The sequence below is a fragment of the Frigoribacterium sp. CFBP9029 genome (assembly GCF_034045305.1).
In the GTDB taxonomy this organism is placed as follows: Bacteria; Actinomycetota; Actinomycetes; order Actinomycetales; family Microbacteriaceae; genus Frigoribacterium.
Window position 1 is genome coordinate 66,844 of sequence record NZ_JAXCWB010000003.1, and the last position, 15,972, is coordinate 82,815.

Below are 15,972 nucleotides of genomic sequence, written 5' to 3' on the forward strand. Positions count from 1 at the left end.
GACTAACGTGCGATAGGAATACCACCATGATTATCTCTCGATCCCAGGACCTTCCCCAGAACGCGCAGAGCGACGACGACGCGACCCTCCAGCGCGCCGAGTCCAGTCGATCCAGGCACCGCTCCCGCCGAGGTGCTGCCGTCCTCTCCTTGACGGCCCTGGTGGGCGCCCTGGGCATCGCGCCCGTCGCGGAGGCGCACGGCGCCCCACCCCAGGCGAGGCATTACTCGTCGGTCGTGTACGAGAAGACCTGCGGCCCGAATCGGACCGTCAAGGCCCACGTCGAGTCCTATGCGCACTACACCGAGATCACGTATTGGCGACTGCCCGGCGTAACGGGAAAACGAACCGTCGCGGGCACGATCGGGGGCCACACGAACAAGAACGTGAACACGGGGTACCAGTCGGCTCGGGTGCTCGTCGTCGCGACCTCCGGCACGGTCTACGCCGCTACGGCCCTGTCGTGCGTCGCGACGGGGGGCGCTCGAACGGCCCCCGCGTCGTGATGAGCCGCACACGTGCCCGACGACTGCTGACGGTTCTCATAGCTCTCGCTTCCGTTGCGACGGTCAGCGCCTGCGGCATGGACGTCGTCACGGAAGACGCCGCGGACCCTGCTCCGGCGACGTGGATCACCGATTCACCCGAAGCCGAGTCGGTCTCCGCCGCCTGGGTGGCTGGAGGGGGCCGCGACGATGATCCACTCGATCTCATCTCGCTCCATGTGCGGCGAGAGACCGTCGTGTTGATCGTCGCCGCCGACAGCCTCGAGGACTCGCGTCAGGCCGATGCTCTGTGCAACGACCTCTACGCGGCGGCCCTCGACTCCGGCGCCACCGTGCACGGAGCCGTCATCGCGGATGAGGCCAACATCCGGCTGTCCTACCGCGATGACGCGGCAGGCGACGACGAGTGCCTCGGCGCTCGACCACGATGAGAGGACCCAGAGGTCGCCGGTCCTCCGTGATGACGATCGATGGCCCTGAGTCGGCCTCGGAAGTGCCTGGGAAGCGGCGCGACTCCGCCTGGCACGCGACGCGTCAGCGCACCGTCCCGTAGCGCTCGCCGACGGGGATCTCCACGGCGACCGTGTTGCCCGGCTGGGCGAGGGGGCAGGCCCAGGCGGGGTCGTAGGCGCAGCTCGGGTTGTAGGCGAAGTTGAAGTCGAGCACGATCGTGCCGGGCTCGGTGCCCGCGCCTAGGTCGGCGCCCTTGACCGAGTCGATCAGGTACCGACCGCCTCCGTACGTCCCTCCCGGCTTGCCGGCCAGCGCATCCTTCACCGGCACGAACAGTCCGCCGCCGTACTGCACGAGCTTCCACACGTCGAGCCGCCCGACGCCGGGCACATCCGCCACGCCCACCAGGTCGAACTGCACATCGCCGTCGGTGCCCGTCTCGACGACCATGCGTCGCGTCTCGACCGGCTCGACCGCCACCTCGAACCGCCAGGCCGGGTCGTACGGAGTGGTCGGCAGCCCCGTGAAACCGGGACGGTCCTCGGGCAGGAGCGGCGTCGACGGGTGCGTCGTGAACAGCTCGTCGCGGGTGCGTCGCCAGAGGTCGTGCGCCTCCGTCAGATCCGCCGATTCGCGCACATCGCGGTAGAGGCGGTGGATCGTCCGACGCCACGACGCGATGTCGAGCGCCGACCGGGCCGCGCTAGGGGCCGAGGCCCCGGGCCCTTCACTCCCTGCCGCGGCCACAGGGGTCGCGGAGTCGGATGCTTCAGAAGACGAGGAGGCGCGGGTCGGGTCGGTCACGTCATCCACCGTACGCAGCGCCTCCGACACTGCTCGCGCCTCCTTCTCAGGTCCGCGATGCTCCGGCGCCCGCCCGTCGAGCGCCTTCTAGGCGTGCTTCGGGTGCGTCGGCGCCCCGCGCCAGGTCGGTGCGAGCGCCTTCATGCGCAGTGCCCGCCACTGCCAGGTCGCCCAGAGCCCGGGCCAGAGCAGCAGGCCGAGGGCGCCGGCGTGGAATTCCATGCGGTCGCGCAGCAGCGTCCCGTCCGGGCCGTCGGGCGAGACCGCCATCCGGTGGTTGATGCGCATCCGGGCGAACTGGCCGCTCGTGCCCGTACCGGTGTCGCGCTGGATCCACGCCCCGTCGCGCTCGTGCCAGTCGAGGTCGACGTGCGTGCTGCCGAGGGGCAGGACGCCGAGGATGCTCGCCGAGACGGGATGCGCCTCCTCGGTCCAGCGCTCGGGGAAGCCCTCGGGCGCATCCGAGCGGTACTTCACCAGGGGCGTCGTCACGGCGACCATCACGCGGGGGTCGCGGAGGGCGTCGGTCGCGACGTCGACGGGGCAGGCGAGGCGGATCTTGAGCTGCACGTGCATGCGTCGATCCAACTCCTGCGGGCTGTGGAGGGGGCCGTCTGTGGAGGGGGCCGCCTGCGGAGGGGGTGTCGCGGGCGTGGGGGCCGTGGGTGGGCTCGCCTGTGGAGGGGACTCGCCGGTGGAGGGGCCGAGGAGGCGCGGGTCGCGGCGGTCCGTCATCGCGCGTCATGCTCGGCCACCGCCCCGCTCGTCCGACCTACTGTGGAGGGATGAACGCGCACGGCCAGCAGAAGTACCAGGTCAGGCTCGACCACGGCATCGCCGGAGCCGGCCGCATCGCACCCGGCGCCCACCTCGTCGTGGTCGTCGACGCCCTCGACGGGCACGGGCTGCTCTCGACCGACGAGACGGTCGCCGCCGTGCTCGATGCCGTCGCCGAGGGGTCCGAAGGGGCTGACCGGAGCGAGGGCGCCGATGACACCGAGCGCGGCGACGGGCCCGTGCACGCCGAGACCGTCGAGGTGCTGCTCGTGACGACCCCCGCCGACGCCGACGGCGTCGCCCGCCGCGTGCTCGAGCGGCAGGCCGACCGGGGCGACCGCGCCGTCGTCGCGATCGTCGCCGCCGGCGCCGTCGAGCCCGACGGCTTCCGCCCCGCGGTCGAGGACCAGCTCGCCGCCGGAGCCGTCGTCGACGCGCTCGCCGCGGTCGGCATCGACTCGTCGTCGCCCGAGGCGGCGGTCGCCTGCGCCGCCGCGGTGTCGCTCCGGCGGGCGACGTCGCACCTGCTCACGTCTTCGGCCTCGGCGGGAGAGCTCGTCGCGACCGGCCGGGCCGACCTCGTGTCGGCGACCCGCGCCTTCTGAGCGGACCCGCGCCTCCTGCACTCCGCCTCCTGCCCCGGTGCCGACTGTCGGGGGCGCGGCGTAGCCTGTGCCGCATCGCGACCACCCGTCGCCCGAATCGCTGGAGGAACCATGAAGGCAGTGCTCACCGACGGAACCGTCGTCGCCGAGGCCCCGAAAGACGAGCTCGTCTCGATCGAGGGCAACTGGTACTTCCCGCCGTCGAGCGTCGACGAGAGCCTGCTCGAGAGGAGCCCCACCCAGTACCACTGCCCGTGGAAGGGCGACACCCAGTACTTCAGCGTCCGATCGGGCGACACCCTGCTGAAGGACCGCGCCTGGAGCTACCCCACCCCCATCCCGTCGTCGTTCGACCGCGTCGGCTCGGACTACTCGGGCTACGTCGCCTTCTACAACGACGTGCAGATCGTCGACTGACCCGAGGAGGCGCGGGTCGGGCCCGTCAGGCCGCACTCGTCGCCACGACGCCAGGTCGCCACGCGCCACGACGCCACGACGCCAGGAGATGGACACGACGCCAGCTTTATACGCGGCGTCGTGTTCACTTTCTGGCGTATTAGGGGGAGCGGCGCGGGGGTGCTGGCGTCTTAGGGGGAGCGGCGCGGGGGTGCTGGCGTCTTAGGGGGAGCGGCGCGGCGGTGCTGGCGACTTAGGGGGAGCGGTGCGGGGGTGCTGGCGGCGCGCGGTGCAGGCGGCGCAGCGGGTGCAGCGCGAGGCGGCCGAGCGGGCGGGCGCTGCGGCGGGGGTCAGTGGGCGGCGGTGCGCTGGCGGTGCGCTCGCACCTTCGCGCGGTTGCCGCAGCGCTGCATCGAGCACCAGCGGCGGCTGCCGGCACGCGACTCGTCGTAGAAGACCAGCCCGCACGCCTCGTTCGAGCAGCGCCGCATCCGCGAGTCCGGCCCGCCGCCGAACCCGACCGTCGTGAACAGCGCGACCGCATCGCGGGCGACCGACGCCATGGCCTGCCCCAGCCGGAGCCGCCCCGCACCGGCCTGACGCCGACCACCCTCGAGCGACGGCGGCACATCGGGCAGCGCGGCGAAGAGGTTGAGCGTGTCGACGTCCTGCGGATCGGTCGAGGTGCCGTCCGCTGCGGCCACGGCGAGCCGGGCGATCGCGTCGCGCAGACCCCGGGCGTCGGCGAGCTCGCGATCGCCCGCGGCACCGGCGACACCGTCGAAGCGCTCGCCGATCCAGTCGTCGAGGTCGGGCGGCAGCAGCAGGCCGTCCCACGGGGTCGACCCGTCGGCGGGCAGCGCGAGCCCGGACTCGGGGCCGAAGCGCGAGCCGGCGCGGAACCCTCCGAGGTAGGCGAAGTCGAGCCCGAGCGAGCCCGAGTCGAAGAACCAGCGGGTGTCGGTGTCTGATCTGAGCCACTGTCCGGTCTGCACCGAACCACTCTAACCGGTTACGCGCCTCCTCGGCTCCCGCGCTGCCGCTCTGCCCTCGCCCCCCGCCCCCTCGCCCCCCGCCCCCGCCGTCGATGAGTCACAACACGCCGCGGTGCGACGGCGGCCCGCGGCGTGTCGTGACTCATGGGTTGAGCGGGTTCTGCCTGCCCCACCCCGAGGAGTCGCAACACGCCGCGCTACCCGCCCGGCCCGCGGCGTGTTGTGACTCATCGACGGGCAGGGGCAGGGGCAGGGGCAGGGGCAGGAGGCGCGGGTCAGGGCTCGCGCTTCGTCCAGGTGATGAGGTGGTCGGGGTCGTACCTGCGCGAGCAGCGCCCGCACGACAGCGGGCGCTTCGGCTCGCGGTACCGGAAGTGCTCGTGCCCCTCCGAGCAGAGGCCCACCCACGGAGCGAGATCCGACGCGATCGCCCCGTCGTGCAGACGGCTGCCGATGTAGCCGAGATCGGTCGCGACGGACTTCCAGCGCGGTCCGTGCCCCGCCTTCGACCCGGCGAGGGCGTGCGCCACCTCGTGCAGCAGCACCTGGTGGATCTCGTCGTCGTCGTACCGACCGGCCAGGTGCTTCGACACCGTGATGCGCTTCTGCGTGTAGTTGCACAGCCCGGCGCGGGTCTTGGCGTTGTCGAAGCCGAAGCTCCAGACGGCGGGGTCGAGATGCAGGGCGATCAGCGCGTCGGCCCAGCGCCTCACCCGATCGAGATCGGCCATGAGCGGATCAGGAGGCGCGGGTCACCGGGGCGGGAACGGCCAGGTCGACGGCTGGTCGTCCTTGGGCAGGGCGTCGACGACTCCGGTGACACCGGTCGCGCCCGGTCGGGTCGTCTCGGCGTCCTCGTCGTCGGGTCGGCCAAAGGTCGCACCACGGTCCGACCGAGGGGACGAGTCGCGGAACCGGTCGCCCTCGCGGTGACCGGCGGCGTTCGCGGCGAGGCTCGAGATCTTGCCCCACAGGCTCGTGTCGGCTCGCACCGGGCGGTCGCTCTCGGGGGCGGGCGGCACCTCGTCGCGCCGGGCGTGGCGGGCCGCACGTTCGTCGGAGTCGTCGGTGCGCGTCGCGGCGGCCCGCGCGGCGGCCGCGGGGTCGACGAGCGACTCGGACGGCAGACCGCCGGTGGGGTTCGTGTCGCCGGGGCGGGGAGCGTCGTGACCGGCGTCGAAGACCTCGGCCGCGCCTCCGGAAGCGGGGTCGTCGAGCTCTTCGGCCGACTGGCCGTCGGTCTGCGCGAGGTAAGCCCGGAGGATGTCGTCGATGGCGTTCTGGAGATCCACCGCGCGATCGCGCGGGGCGCCGCTCGCCGCGTAGGCGGTCAGCGCGTGGGCGAGACTCGCCCGCGCCTCATCGTGGCGGGCGAGCTCGAGCAGCGTGTAGCCCTCGAGCTCGGCGGCCGCGGCCTCGAGCTCGCGCCACTCTTCGGTCGACGCCGTGATGAGACTCGTGTGCAGGTCGTTGAGCGCACGCTCGAGCTTGCCCTGCTCACGGAAGATGTGCGCCCGACGGATCCGCGCAGCCGTCGAGTCTGCCCGATCGCCGGTGAAGTGCGCGAGACGGAAGGCCTCTTCGGCGATCGCCAGGGCCTCGTCGAGACGACCGAGCAGCCTCAGCAGATCGGCGCGCTCGCCGAGGGCCGAGGTGCTGCGGCTCTGCCCGAGCGCACCGAGGCGGGCCTCGGCGGCGGGCACGTCGACCGCCGTGCGGAGGCTGATCGGCTCGAAACCGCCGGCCCCGCCCAGCCTCGAGCCGGCAGGCGCGGCGAGGCCCGGGGGCACGCTCTGGGGGCGGGCGCTGCCGGGTGCGGATCCGAGGTGTGGGTCGTGCTCGCTCATCGTGTACGAGGGTAACCGCCCGCCCCGCGAACGGACCGCACGGCGCGCAGGCTCACCCGCTTGCCGCCCCGATTCGCGAGGCGCCCGCCGTCGCAGTGGTGGACGAGGTGCCTCGAAGCGGTGGCGCGGGGCGGCGCTGCGCGGCGCCGGGCTGGTGGACGAGGTGCCTCGAAGCGGTGGCGCGGGGTGGGCGGGGCGGCGCGGCGCCGGGCTGGCGAACGAGGTGCCTCGAAGCGGGGCATCGGGGCCGCGGGGGCAACCTTTCGGGGCACTTCGACGCGCGGGGAGCGCGGGAGGCGCGGGTGCGGGTGCGGGCGCGGCGGCGGCGAACGAGGTGCCGCAAAGCGGTGGGTCGGGGGCGCAGGAGCGACGTTTTGGGGCACTTCGACGCGCGGCGGGCGCGGGCGCGGGGGCGGTGGCGAACGAGGTGCCCCGAAGCGGGGGGTCGGGGGCGGGGGAGCAACGTTTTGGGGCACTTCGACGGGGTGGCGCACGCGGAGCGGGCGCGGGGCGCGGGGCGCGCGGGGCGCGCGCGGGGCGAGGCGCGGGTCAGGGCGCGCGGGTCAGCGGCACCGAGACGATGCGGTCGTCGTCCGCGCCGGGCGAGCCTCGGCCGTCGGTGTTGCTCGTCACGAGCCAGAGGGTGCCGTCGGGCCCGGGCAGCACGTCGCGGATGCGGCCGAGCGACCGGTCGCCGGTGAACCGCTCGGTGGGCGTCGCCGCCGAGGTCGCCGGCACCTGGATCTCGAACAGCCGCTCGCCGCCGAGCCCCGCCAGGAACAGCGTCGAGCCCACGGCCGTGAGACCGCTCGGGCTCGCGTCGTCGGTCGACCACTGCAGCACCGGGTTGAGGAAGTCGCCGTCATCGCCCCGGCCCTCCACCTCGGGCCAACCGTAGTTCGAGCCCGGCGACAGCGAGTTCAGCTCGTCGTAGGTGTTCTGACCGAATTCGGCGGCCCACGGCGACCCGAAGGCGTCCCACGCGATGCCCTGCGGGTTGCGGTGCCCCAGCGTGTAGACGGGCGAGCCCGGCATCGGGTTGTCGGACGGCACGGCGCCGGTCGGCGAGAGGCGCAGCACCTTGCCGCCGAGCGAGTCGGGGTCTTGCGCGGCGGTCGGGTCGGAGGCGTCGCCGGTCGTGGCGTAGAGCATGCCGTCGGGGCCGAAGGCCAGGCGCCCGCCGTCGTGGTTCGACGCCTTGGGGATGCCGGTCAGCACCTCCTCGACGCCGCCCAGCCCGTACGAGCCGGCCGTGCCCGTGATGGGCGCGCGCACGATGCGGTTGTCGTCGGCGGTGGTCAGGTAGGCGTAGAGGTACGACGGGGCCCCGCCGAGCACCGCGAGACCGAGCAGCCCGCCCTCGCCCTCGTGCACGACGCCCTCGATCCGCGCCACGTCGCGCAGCTCGCCCGAGGCGGTGAGCTCGACCACGCGGCCGCTGTCGCGGAGGCTGACGAGCGCCGAGCCGCTGTCGAGTCGGACGACCGACCAGGGCGCCTCGAGTCCGGTGGCGACGTCGGTCGTCTCGGCGTCGTCGGCGATCGTGACCCCGTCGGTGCTCGTCGTGGCGGCCACCGGCGAGGGCCCGACGTCGGCCGGTCCGCTCGAACGCGCCGACGACGACGAGGCGTCGGAGAGCGCGGGCCCGGCGGTGGGCACCTCGCTCGTGCAGCCGGCGACGAGCAGGAGACCCGCGGTGAGCGCGAGACCCGTGGCGAGCAGCCGCGGGCGGACGGCGCGGTGCCCCCGGGGGGTGGTCTTCCGCGCCTCGTGCATCACCCCATGAGACAGCATGGCGAGCACCCCGGAGGGCCCGAGCGCTCCATCGTTAACGGACCGTGACGCGGGTGTCCGCACTCTGGAGGACACCGATGGGCGGCCTCGTCAGCGGGGGCCGAGCTCCGCCCGGAGCGGCCAGTCCTGACCCTCGAGGATCAGCTGAGCACCCGCCCCGGTCACCCGGTTGACGACGACGGGCGCCAGCAGGTTCACCGTCATCCCCGAGGAGGCGGGGGTCGCCACGACGAGGAGCATCGCGTCGTCCGCGTCGGTCAGCTCGAGCAGCGCCGTCTGCTCGTCGGTGATGACCGGCGAGTAGTCGGTCAGGTGCACCGACGCGTCGAGCACGAACAGCCGCACGTCGGCGGCGTCGACGGCGTCGTCGACGGCGGCGTCGACGGCGCGCAGGGCGAAGAGTCCGACGGCGCCCTCGATCTCGTCGAGCACGAAGTCGACCTTCGGCTCGAGGCCGAACGGCGGGGCGACGAAGCGCACCGGGGTCCGCGTGATGCCGCTCATCGGAGGAAGTCCATCAGCGAGGTCTGGACGACCCGGGCGGTGACGGCGAGCGCCGCCTGGTAGCTGTTCTCCTGGAGCTTGAGTTCGAGCACGGCCTGCCCGAGGTCGAGGTCCTCGATGCCGGATCGCTGGGCCTCGAGTCCGACCTTGGTGTCCATCAGGGTGTCCTTGGCTCTCAATAGCTGAGCGTGGCTCGCTCCGACCGACGACTGTACGCCGCGGAGGTCGCCGACGCGAGTGTCGATGTCGGCGAGGTGGGCGCTGACGTTGACCCCGCCGCGGAGGTCGGTCACGATGTCGTCGATCAGGCGGAACACCGAGTCGTCGCCGGTGCCGAAGGCCGTCCGGCCGTCGGCGTCGACGCGGACGGTGGTCTCGGGGCCGACGCGACGCACGACGGTGCCGCTCTCGGACCCGGTGTGGGTGTAGTCGTCCGTCCAGGCGACGCCGGCGTCGGAGGTCCCGGCGAAGACGCTGCGGCCGTTGTAGCTGGTGTTGGCCGTGCCGAGCAGGTCCTTCTTCAGGCCCTCGAGCTCGATCGCGATCGCCTCGAGCGCGGCGGGCCCCGTGGCGCCCGTGTTGGCGCCCTGGATGGTGAGCTGCCGGACCTTCGCCATGATCGAGTCGGCCGCCGAGAGGGCGCCGTCGGCGGTCGACAGCCAGCCGTCGCCGTCGTCGGCGTTGCGCGACTGCTGGGCGGCGGCCGCCTGCAGGTTCTTCACGCGCATGGCCTCGGCGGCGCCGGTCGGGTCGTCGGAGGGCCTGCCGATCCTCTGCAGGCTCGACGCGCGATCCTGGCTCTCGGCGACGCGGGTCTTGCTCGACATCAGGTGCTGCTGCGCTCGCAGGCTGTTCATCTGGTCGGTGACGCGGCTGATCATCGTCCGTTACCTCCCGACCCGGCCCATGCCGTTGATGAGGGTGTCGAGCATCTCGTCGATGGCGGTCATGACGCGGGCGGCCCCCTGGTAGGCGTGCTGGTACGAGAGCAGGTTGACGTTCTCCTCGTCGAGGCTGACGCCTGCGCCCGAGAGCTGACGGTTCTTGGCCGAGCTCGCCGCGAGGTCGGTGAGCGCGGCCTGCTGCGACTCGCTCTTCGCGGTCGCGCCGATCGTCGCGACGACGGCCGACCAGGTGCGGTCGGGCGAGCCGGCTCCGACGCCGATCTGGGCGATGGCGAGGGCGACCGTGTTGTCGTGCGCGCCTCCTTCGCCGTCGCCCGAGGCGATCGTGCCGGGCCCCGTCGGCAGCACCGTGAGGCTGCGGGCGGGCGAGCCGCCGGGCGTGAGAGCGAAGAAGTCGTGACCGTCCGTGCCGTCGGCGGTGAAGCCCGCCCGGTGCACGGCGTTGACCTGCGTCGCGAGCTGGGTGGCGAGGGCGTCGTACGAGGCGGCGGCCTCCGCCAGCGTGCCGCCGACGCCGCCCGCGGCGGGCTGCAGCAGCGAGACCGTGCCGGCGAGGCTTCCGCCGGTGAGCGGGATCGACCGGCCGGGGCGGTCGGCCCACTCGACGGCCACACCGGCCGTCGCCGTCGCCATGCTGTAGCCGCCGGTGACGGTGACCGTGCGGGCCGAGGTGCCGCTGACCAGGGCGTCGCCGCCGATCAGCACCTCGACCGTGCCGTCGCCGACGTCGCGGACGGTCCCGCCGGCGATCGTCGCGATGCGCTCCGTGAGCAGCGATCGGGCGTCGATCAGCTCGTTCGAGCCGACCCCGAGCTGCGTGTTCGTGCGGATGCGGGCGTTGAGGCCGGCGACCTGCGAGGCGGCGGAGTTGAGCTCGGCGGCGAGTCCGTCGCTCTGCGTGCGCAACCCGCCCCACTGCTCGTCGACGGCGCGGTGCCCGGCCGAGAGCGCGGCGGCCAGCGAGGTGGCCTGACCGATCAGCACGGCGGCGGGCCCGGCGTCGCCGGGGTTGTTGGCGACGTCGCCCCAGGCCGACCAGAACGCGTTGAGCTGACTCGAGATGCCGTTCGTCGAGGGCTCGCCGAGCGACGCCTCGAGGGTGGCGATCGCGGAGGCGCGGGTCGACTGGTACCCGGCGGTCGCGGCCGCGCTCCGCACCTGCCCGTCGACGACCTGGTTGCCGAGTCGGGCGATGGCGTCGATCGAGACGCCCTGGCCGGCGACGACGCCGGCGCTGAAGATGCCGGCGCGGGCCGGCGACTCGATCGACGAGGTCGTGATGCGCTGACGGGTGTAGCCGTCGGTGTTGACGTTGGCGATGTTCTGACCGGTCACGTCGAGACCCGTGCGGGCCGCGACGAGACCGGTGTAGGCCGTGTTCAGACCGCCGAAGGTGCTGCCCATGCTCAGAGGCTCCCGTCGAAGAGGTGCCCACCGGAAGCGGTGGTGCCGCCCGGGGTGCCGACCCGGCGTCCGGCGGCGGTGGCGGCGGTCGAGCCGGTCGCGTCGTAGATGGCGCCCGCCGCGGCGGTCGCGTCGTCGGTCGTCGCGGCCAGAGTCTCCTGGGTGGCGCGGGCCGCGGCGCGGAGGAACCGCTCGTTCTCGTCGCGCAGCTGCGCGATGCGGGCGGTGAGGTCGGTCATCGCCCGGAGGTGGGCGGTGAAGATCTCGCCCCAGGGGCCTGCGGGAGCCGCGGCGATGATGTCACGGAGGGGCGCCTCCTCGTCCGTCCCCCATTGCTGGGCGACGGAGGAGACCTCGACGCTGCGCTCCAGCCCGGTGGTCCGCAGCCGGTCGAGCACCTGCTCGACCTCGCGCGTGGCGTGGTCGATCCAGCGGGTGCGACCGGCGGTCAGGAGCAGCTGCTCCTCCTCCAGCTTGAAGGTGAGCAGCTCGAGCAGCTCGCGTTCACGCCAGAGCAGCGCGGACAGTTCGTTCGCGCCCATGGGGTCTCCTCGGTCGGGTGTCGATGATCTCGGCGGGGGAGCGGTGACGTCCCCTACGAGGAGGACTATCGACGCCACCCCCGCCGCCGTTAGCGAGGCGCGCCAGACGGTCGCCGGATCCGATCGCATAGCGGGTGGCCGGGGTCGACCGGAAGTCGCTTCGGCACCCCACTGCGGGGGAGGGGGTACGGGTGCTGTCCTCCACAGACGCGACACCCGTTCCCCCTGACTGGGGTCACACAGGCGCCCCGCAGGCTGAGTGGACGCCGATAGCGTTGCCGGTGCAGGGAGGGTCGTCGACCAGCCCGACCGGTCACCCCGAAGACCGATCACGCACCCGCACGACCCCCGCACGACCCCGACACCCCGAAGCACGAACCCCCGTCTCGACGCGTCCGACACGCGTCTCGACCGCACCAGTCGCTTACCCGCAGCTCAGACCGTGCGTCTCGACATCAGCCCTGATCAGAGGGCTGTCCGTCGCGCCCGCGATCCACACCTGTCCTGACGGACCCTCTTGCTGGGAGCAAGCGATGAACCGCACCGAACGCAACGCCCTGGTGGTCGAGAACCTGCCGCTCGTCGGCTACCTCGTCTCCGAGGTCTGCGCCCGCGCCACGCACCTGTCGCGCGACGACCTCGCCGGCGTCGGCGCGATCGCGCTCGTGCAGGCGGCGGACGCCTTCGACCCGACCCTCGGGATCCCGTTCGGCGCCTACGCCCGCACCCGCATCGTCGGGGCCTTCGCCGACGACATGCGCTCGGGCGACTGGGCCAGCCGCGGCACCCGCAAGCGCATCAAGGAGACCCTGGCCACGCAGGAGGCGCTGACCGCGTCGCTGGGGAGGCGCCCGTCGGTCGACGAGCTCGCCTCGGCCCTCGGGGTCGACCGTCAGGCGGCGCAGTCCGCGTTGAGCGACGCCGGCCGCACGGTCTCGACCCTCGACGACACCATCGCCGACCACCTCTCGAGCGACCTGCCGCTGCCGGGCGACGACCTGCTCGTCGACGAGCGCAGCCGCTACCTGCGGGCCGCCGTCGAGGCCCTGCCCGAGCGCATGCGCCTGATCGTCGAGGGCGTCTACTTCGGCGACCGCACCGTCACCGAGATCGCCGACGAGCTCGGCATCACCCACAGCGCCGTCTCGCAGCAGCGCACCGAGGCCGTCCGTCTGCTGCGCGACGGACTCGCCGCGCACTACGCCGACGACCCCGACGCCGGGTTCGAGCCCGTGTCGAAGACCGCGCCCGCCCGGCGCAGCGCCTACCTGTCGCGCGTCGCGACGAACGCGGCCGTCGGCATCGCCCGGGCCCTGCGCGACCCCGAGCCCCAGGGCTTCAGCACGGCGGTCTGAACCGCCCCGAGAACTTTCGACGTCGCACTAACGCGCGTCGTGAGCCGGTCGACAGTAGCCGGTGTCAGCCCACGGATGGGCCGACGAACAACACCCAGTCACGGAGGAGAACACCATGGGTATGCAGATCAACACCAACCTCGCGGCCAACAACACCTACCGCAACCTCAACAGCACGCAGAACGACCTGTCGAAGAGCCTCGAGAAGCTCTCCAGCGGTCTTCGCATCAACCGTGCCGCTGACGACGCGGCGGGTCTCGCGATCTCCGAGGGCCTGCGCTCGCAGGTCGGCGGACTCACGGTGGCCGCACGCAACGCCCAGGACGGCATCTCGGTCGTGCAGACCGCAGAAGGCGGACTGACGGAGGTCCACTCGATCCTCCAGCGCGTCCGCGACCTCGCTGTTCAGGCCGGCAACGACTCGAACAACGCGGACGCCCGCACGGCCATCCAGACCGAGGTCACGGCCCTCGGCGAGGAGCTGACCCGCATCGGCAACTCGACCAACTTCAACGGCATCGACCTGCTGAACAGCACCGGCACCCTGACGTTCCAGGTCGGCGCCGGTTCGGTCGCGGAGAACGACCAGATCTCGGTCAGCCTGACCGACATCACGGCCGTCGCCACGACCGTCGCCGGTCTGACCTTCGACTCGGCCGCCAACGCCCTGACCTCGATCGAGGCGCTCGACGAGCAGATCACCGCTGTGTCGTCGGCTCGTTCCGAGCTCGGTGCCGTGCAGAACCGCTTCGAGCACTCGATCGCGTCGACCAACGTCGCGAAGGAGAACCTCACGGCGGCTCAGTCGCGCATCCGCGACGTCGACATGGCCGAGGAGATGGTCAAGTACACGCGCTCCAACGTGCTCAGCCAGGCCGGCACCGCGATGCTGGCCCAGGCGAACCAGAGCACGCAGAGCGTCCTGTCGCTGCTCCGCTAGTAGGACCGGGGCCCGGCTCCGTGCTCCCAGCACGGGGCTGACGTCTCGACCCGCCTCGCTCGGAGACCGGGTGGCGAGGGGTCGCAGCTGATCCTGCGACCTCCTGCCACCCGGTCTCGACACGGTCACCGCGCCTCCTGCAGTCCCCGATCCGCCCCACCACCCCCTCGAGAGGAGCACCGCATGGCCTCGTTCGGCATCGACGGCCTCGTCAGCGGGCTGGACACGACGACGCTCATCAACTCGTTGATGCAGTCCGAGGCCGTGCCCCAGACGATCCTCAAGAACAAGGCCACCACCGGGCAGACGCTCGTCGCGGCCCTGCAGGGGCTCAACACGAAGATCGCCGAGCTGGCGACGCTCGCCGCCGCGACCGCCAAGACCGGCTCGCTCTCGCTCTTCACGCCGACCAGCAGCTCGACCGCTGTGACCGCGAAGACCTCCGCCGGCGCCGTCTCGGGCTCGGTCGACCTCGTCGTCGGCGCCGTCGCGTCGTCCAAGACCGCGGTGACCGCGGCCATGACGGCCTGGCCCGACTCGCCCGCGACCCTCACCTTCGTCTCGGCGTCGGGAGCGGTGACGGAGGTGACCGCCGCCTCCTCGTCGCTCGACGACGTCGTCAAGGCCGTCAACGCGTCGGCCGCCGGCGTCTCGGCCGTGAAGGTCGCCTCGGGCACGGACGCCTCGGGCGCCGTGCAGTACCGACTGCAGCTCTCGAGCGAGAAGACCGGGGCCGAGGGCGGCTTCGAGGTGCACCGCGGCAGCGCCGCCGACGTCGCGGCGGGCACGGCGACCGACCTGATGACCGAACCCGGCGCGGCCGCGATCTCGCAGGCGCGCGACGCCTCGATCACGCTGTGGGCGGGGACGGCGGCCGAGCAGGTCGTCACCAGCAGCAGCAACACGTTCGCGGATGTGATCCCCGGCGTCTCGGTGACGGTGTCGGCCGTGACCACCGAGCCCGTGCACCTCTCGATCGCCCGTGACGCGACCGCCGCCACGAAGGTCGCCACCGACCTCGTCGCCGGGGTCAACGCCGCCCTGACGATCATCGCCGGCAAGAGCGCCGCGTCGACCTCGACCAGCGCGGCGGGCGTCACGACGGTCACCGCCGGTGTCTTCGGCGGCGACTCGACCACGCGGGGCATCACGCAGCGCCTGACCGATGCCGTCCTCAGCCCCGTCGACGGACAGTCGCCCAGCGCGATCGGCATCTCGATCGACGCGAAGACCGGGCAGTTCGCGGTCGACGCCGAGAAGTTCGCCGCCGCCCTCGCCGCCGACCCCGAGAGGGTGCAGGCGACGCTGAGCGCCATCGCCGAGCGCGTCGCGGCGACGTCGACGGCCGTGTCGGACAAGTTCGACGGATCGCTCACGAAGGTCATCACCGGTCAGCAGTCGGTCGTCCGCGACCTGAACGACCGGGTCGGCATCTGGGACGACCGCCTCGCCGCGCGACGCGAGAACCTGCAGAAGACCTACTCCGCCCTCGAGGTCGCCCTCAGCGCCCTCACCGCCCAGCAGAGCTACATCACCAGCCAGCTCGCGGGCCTGTCGGCGAGCAGCAGCTGATGGACGCCACCTCGTTCGCGGCCTTCGCCGCCGCCTCGTCCGCCCCGACCGCCGTCGTGCAGAAGCAGCGCGCCCGGTACACGGCCGAGGCCGTGCAGTCGGCGACGCCCGTGCAGCTCGTCACGATGCTCTACGACCGCCTGCTGCTCGACCTGTCGCGCGCCGAGGTCGCCCAGACGGCCGCCGACTGGGCCGCGGCCTCGGAGCAGCTGCTGCACGCCCAGGCGATCGTCGCCGAGCTGTCGTCGTCGCTCAGGATCGACGTGTGGGACGGCGGCGAGGGCCTGCTCGCCCTCTACACGTACTCGTCGACCGCCCTGGTCAACGCCAACATCCATCGCGACGTGGCCGTGACCCGCGAGGTGATCGCGCTGCTCGAACCGCTGCGCCAGACGTGGCACGAGGCAGCCGCGTCGCTGCAGGCCGAGGAGCGCGCGTCGGGCGCCGGGATGTCGGGTTCGGGTGTCGGCTGAGTCTGCTGTGCCGGCTGCGTCTGCTGTGGGGGCTGAGTCTGCTGGCGGGGTGCCGGTCGGCGGGGTGCCGTCCGAGTCTGCTGGCGGGGTGCCGGCTGGC

The 15,972-nt window shown here is 72.8% G+C and carries 18 protein-coding genes; 8 read left to right on the forward strand and 10 right to left on the reverse strand.

What is annotated here, in order from left to right; translation table 11 throughout:
• Positions 1 to 26: 26 nt before the first annotated feature.
• Together SOM11_RS05080 and SOM11_RS05085 are read left to right on the forward strand one after the other, a co-directional pair.
• A complete protein-coding gene (locus tag SOM11_RS05080; RefSeq protein ID WP_320477400.1) occupies positions 27 to 506 on the forward strand; it encodes a hypothetical protein in 480 nt (159 codons plus the stop codon).
• 77 nt (positions 507 to 583) lie between these two features.
• Positions 584 to 937, forward strand: coding sequence for a hypothetical protein (locus SOM11_RS05085; RefSeq protein ID WP_320477401.1), 354 nt, complete (start codon positions 584 to 586; stop codon positions 935 to 937).
• A 103-nt stretch (positions 938 to 1,040) separates the two neighbouring features.
• On the opposite strand, the gene SOM11_RS05090 is transcribed toward SOM11_RS05085, so the two are convergent.
• Positions 1,041 to 1,706 (reverse strand): DUF1684 domain-containing protein, encoded by a 666-nt coding sequence (locus SOM11_RS05090; protein ID WP_320477558.1) that lies wholly within the window; start codon positions 1,704 to 1,706, stop codon positions 1,041 to 1,043.
• 144 nt (positions 1,707 to 1,850) lie between these two features.
• Positions 1,851 to 2,339 (reverse strand): hypothetical protein, encoded by a 489-nt coding sequence (locus SOM11_RS05095; RefSeq protein ID WP_192060980.1) that lies wholly within the window; start codon positions 2,337 to 2,339, stop codon positions 1,851 to 1,853.
• 209 nt (positions 2,340 to 2,548) lie between these two features.
• On the opposite strand from SOM11_RS05095, the gene SOM11_RS05100 reads away from it, so the two are divergent.
• The gene (locus tag SOM11_RS05100) at positions 2,549 to 3,145 is read left to right on the forward strand and encodes a hypothetical protein (RefSeq protein ID WP_320477402.1); all 597 of its coding nucleotides are present in this window, start codon (positions 2,549 to 2,551) and stop codon (positions 3,143 to 3,145) included.
• 111 nt (positions 3,146 to 3,256) lie between these two features.
• Complete coding sequence (locus SOM11_RS05105; protein ID WP_320477403.1) at positions 3,257 to 3,562, forward strand: DUF427 domain-containing protein; 306 nt, start codon at positions 3,257 to 3,259, stop codon at positions 3,560 to 3,562.
• 329 nt (positions 3,563 to 3,891) lie between these two features.
• Here the strand turns inward: SOM11_RS05105 and SOM11_RS05110 are convergent, their stop codons facing one another.
• The 8 genes from SOM11_RS05110 to SOM11_RS05145 all read right to left on the reverse strand — a co-directional run bounded on the left by SOM11_RS05110 (position 3,892) and on the right by SOM11_RS05145 (position 11,532).
• Complete coding sequence (locus tag SOM11_RS05110; protein WP_320477404.1) at positions 3,892 to 4,536, reverse strand: CGNR zinc finger domain-containing protein; 645 nt, start codon at positions 4,534 to 4,536, stop codon at positions 3,892 to 3,894.
• 275 nt (positions 4,537 to 4,811) lie between these two features.
• A complete protein-coding gene (locus SOM11_RS05115; protein ID WP_320477405.1) occupies positions 4,812 to 5,267 on the reverse strand; it encodes a SprT-like domain-containing protein in 456 nt (151 codons plus the stop codon).
• A gap of 21 nt (positions 5,268 to 5,288) precedes the next feature.
• Positions 5,289 to 6,383, reverse strand: a complete 1,095-nt coding sequence (locus SOM11_RS05120) for a hypothetical protein (protein WP_320477406.1) — start codon at positions 6,381 to 6,383, stop codon at positions 5,289 to 5,291.
• A 549-nt stretch (positions 6,384 to 6,932) separates the two neighbouring features.
• A complete protein-coding gene (locus SOM11_RS05125) occupies positions 6,933 to 8,177 on the reverse strand; it encodes a PQQ-dependent sugar dehydrogenase (protein ID WP_320477407.1) in 1,245 nt (414 codons plus the stop codon).
• 90 nt (positions 8,178 to 8,267) lie between these two features.
• Positions 8,268 to 8,681, reverse strand: coding sequence for a flagellar assembly protein FliW (locus SOM11_RS05130; RefSeq protein WP_320477408.1), 414 nt, complete (start codon positions 8,679 to 8,681; stop codon positions 8,268 to 8,270).
• Positions 8,678 to 9,562, reverse strand: a complete 885-nt coding sequence (locus SOM11_RS05135; protein WP_320477409.1) for a flagellin — start codon at positions 9,560 to 9,562, stop codon at positions 8,678 to 8,680. The genes SOM11_RS05130 and SOM11_RS05135 overlap by 4 nt, the downstream gene beginning before the upstream one ends.
• Positions 9,563 to 9,568: 6 nt before the next feature.
• Entirely contained in the window at positions 9,569 to 10,990 is a 1,422-nt protein-coding gene (gene flgK, locus SOM11_RS05140; RefSeq protein WP_320477410.1) for a flagellar hook-associated protein FlgK, read from the reverse strand.
• Positions 10,991 to 10,992: 2 nt separating this feature from the next.
• A complete protein-coding gene (locus SOM11_RS05145; RefSeq protein WP_320477411.1) occupies positions 10,993 to 11,532 on the reverse strand; it encodes a flagellar protein FlgN in 540 nt (179 codons plus the stop codon).
• Between the two features lie 533 nt (positions 11,533 to 12,065).
• On the opposite strand from SOM11_RS05145, the gene SOM11_RS05150 reads away from it, so the two are divergent.
• From SOM11_RS05150 to fliS, 4 genes are all read left to right on the forward strand, one after another.
• On the forward strand, positions 12,066 to 12,887 hold the full coding sequence (locus tag SOM11_RS05150) for a sigma-70 family RNA polymerase sigma factor (RefSeq protein WP_320477412.1): 822 nt from the start codon (positions 12,066 to 12,068) through the stop codon (positions 12,885 to 12,887).
• A 115-nt stretch (positions 12,888 to 13,002) separates the two neighbouring features.
• A complete protein-coding gene (locus SOM11_RS05155) occupies positions 13,003 to 13,827 on the forward strand; it encodes a flagellin (protein WP_279293246.1) in 825 nt (274 codons plus the stop codon).
• Between the two features lie 183 nt (positions 13,828 to 14,010).
• Positions 14,011 to 15,399 (forward strand): flagellar filament capping protein FliD, encoded by a 1,389-nt coding sequence (gene fliD / locus SOM11_RS05160; protein WP_320477413.1) that lies wholly within the window; start codon positions 14,011 to 14,013, stop codon positions 15,397 to 15,399.
• The gene (gene fliS / locus SOM11_RS05165) at positions 15,399 to 15,872 is read left to right on the forward strand and encodes a flagellar export chaperone FliS (protein ID WP_320477414.1); all 474 of its coding nucleotides are present in this window, start codon (positions 15,399 to 15,401) and stop codon (positions 15,870 to 15,872) included. Before fliD ends, fliS begins: the two co-directional genes overlap by 1 nt.
• Positions 15,873 to 15,972 lie beyond the last annotated feature (100 nt).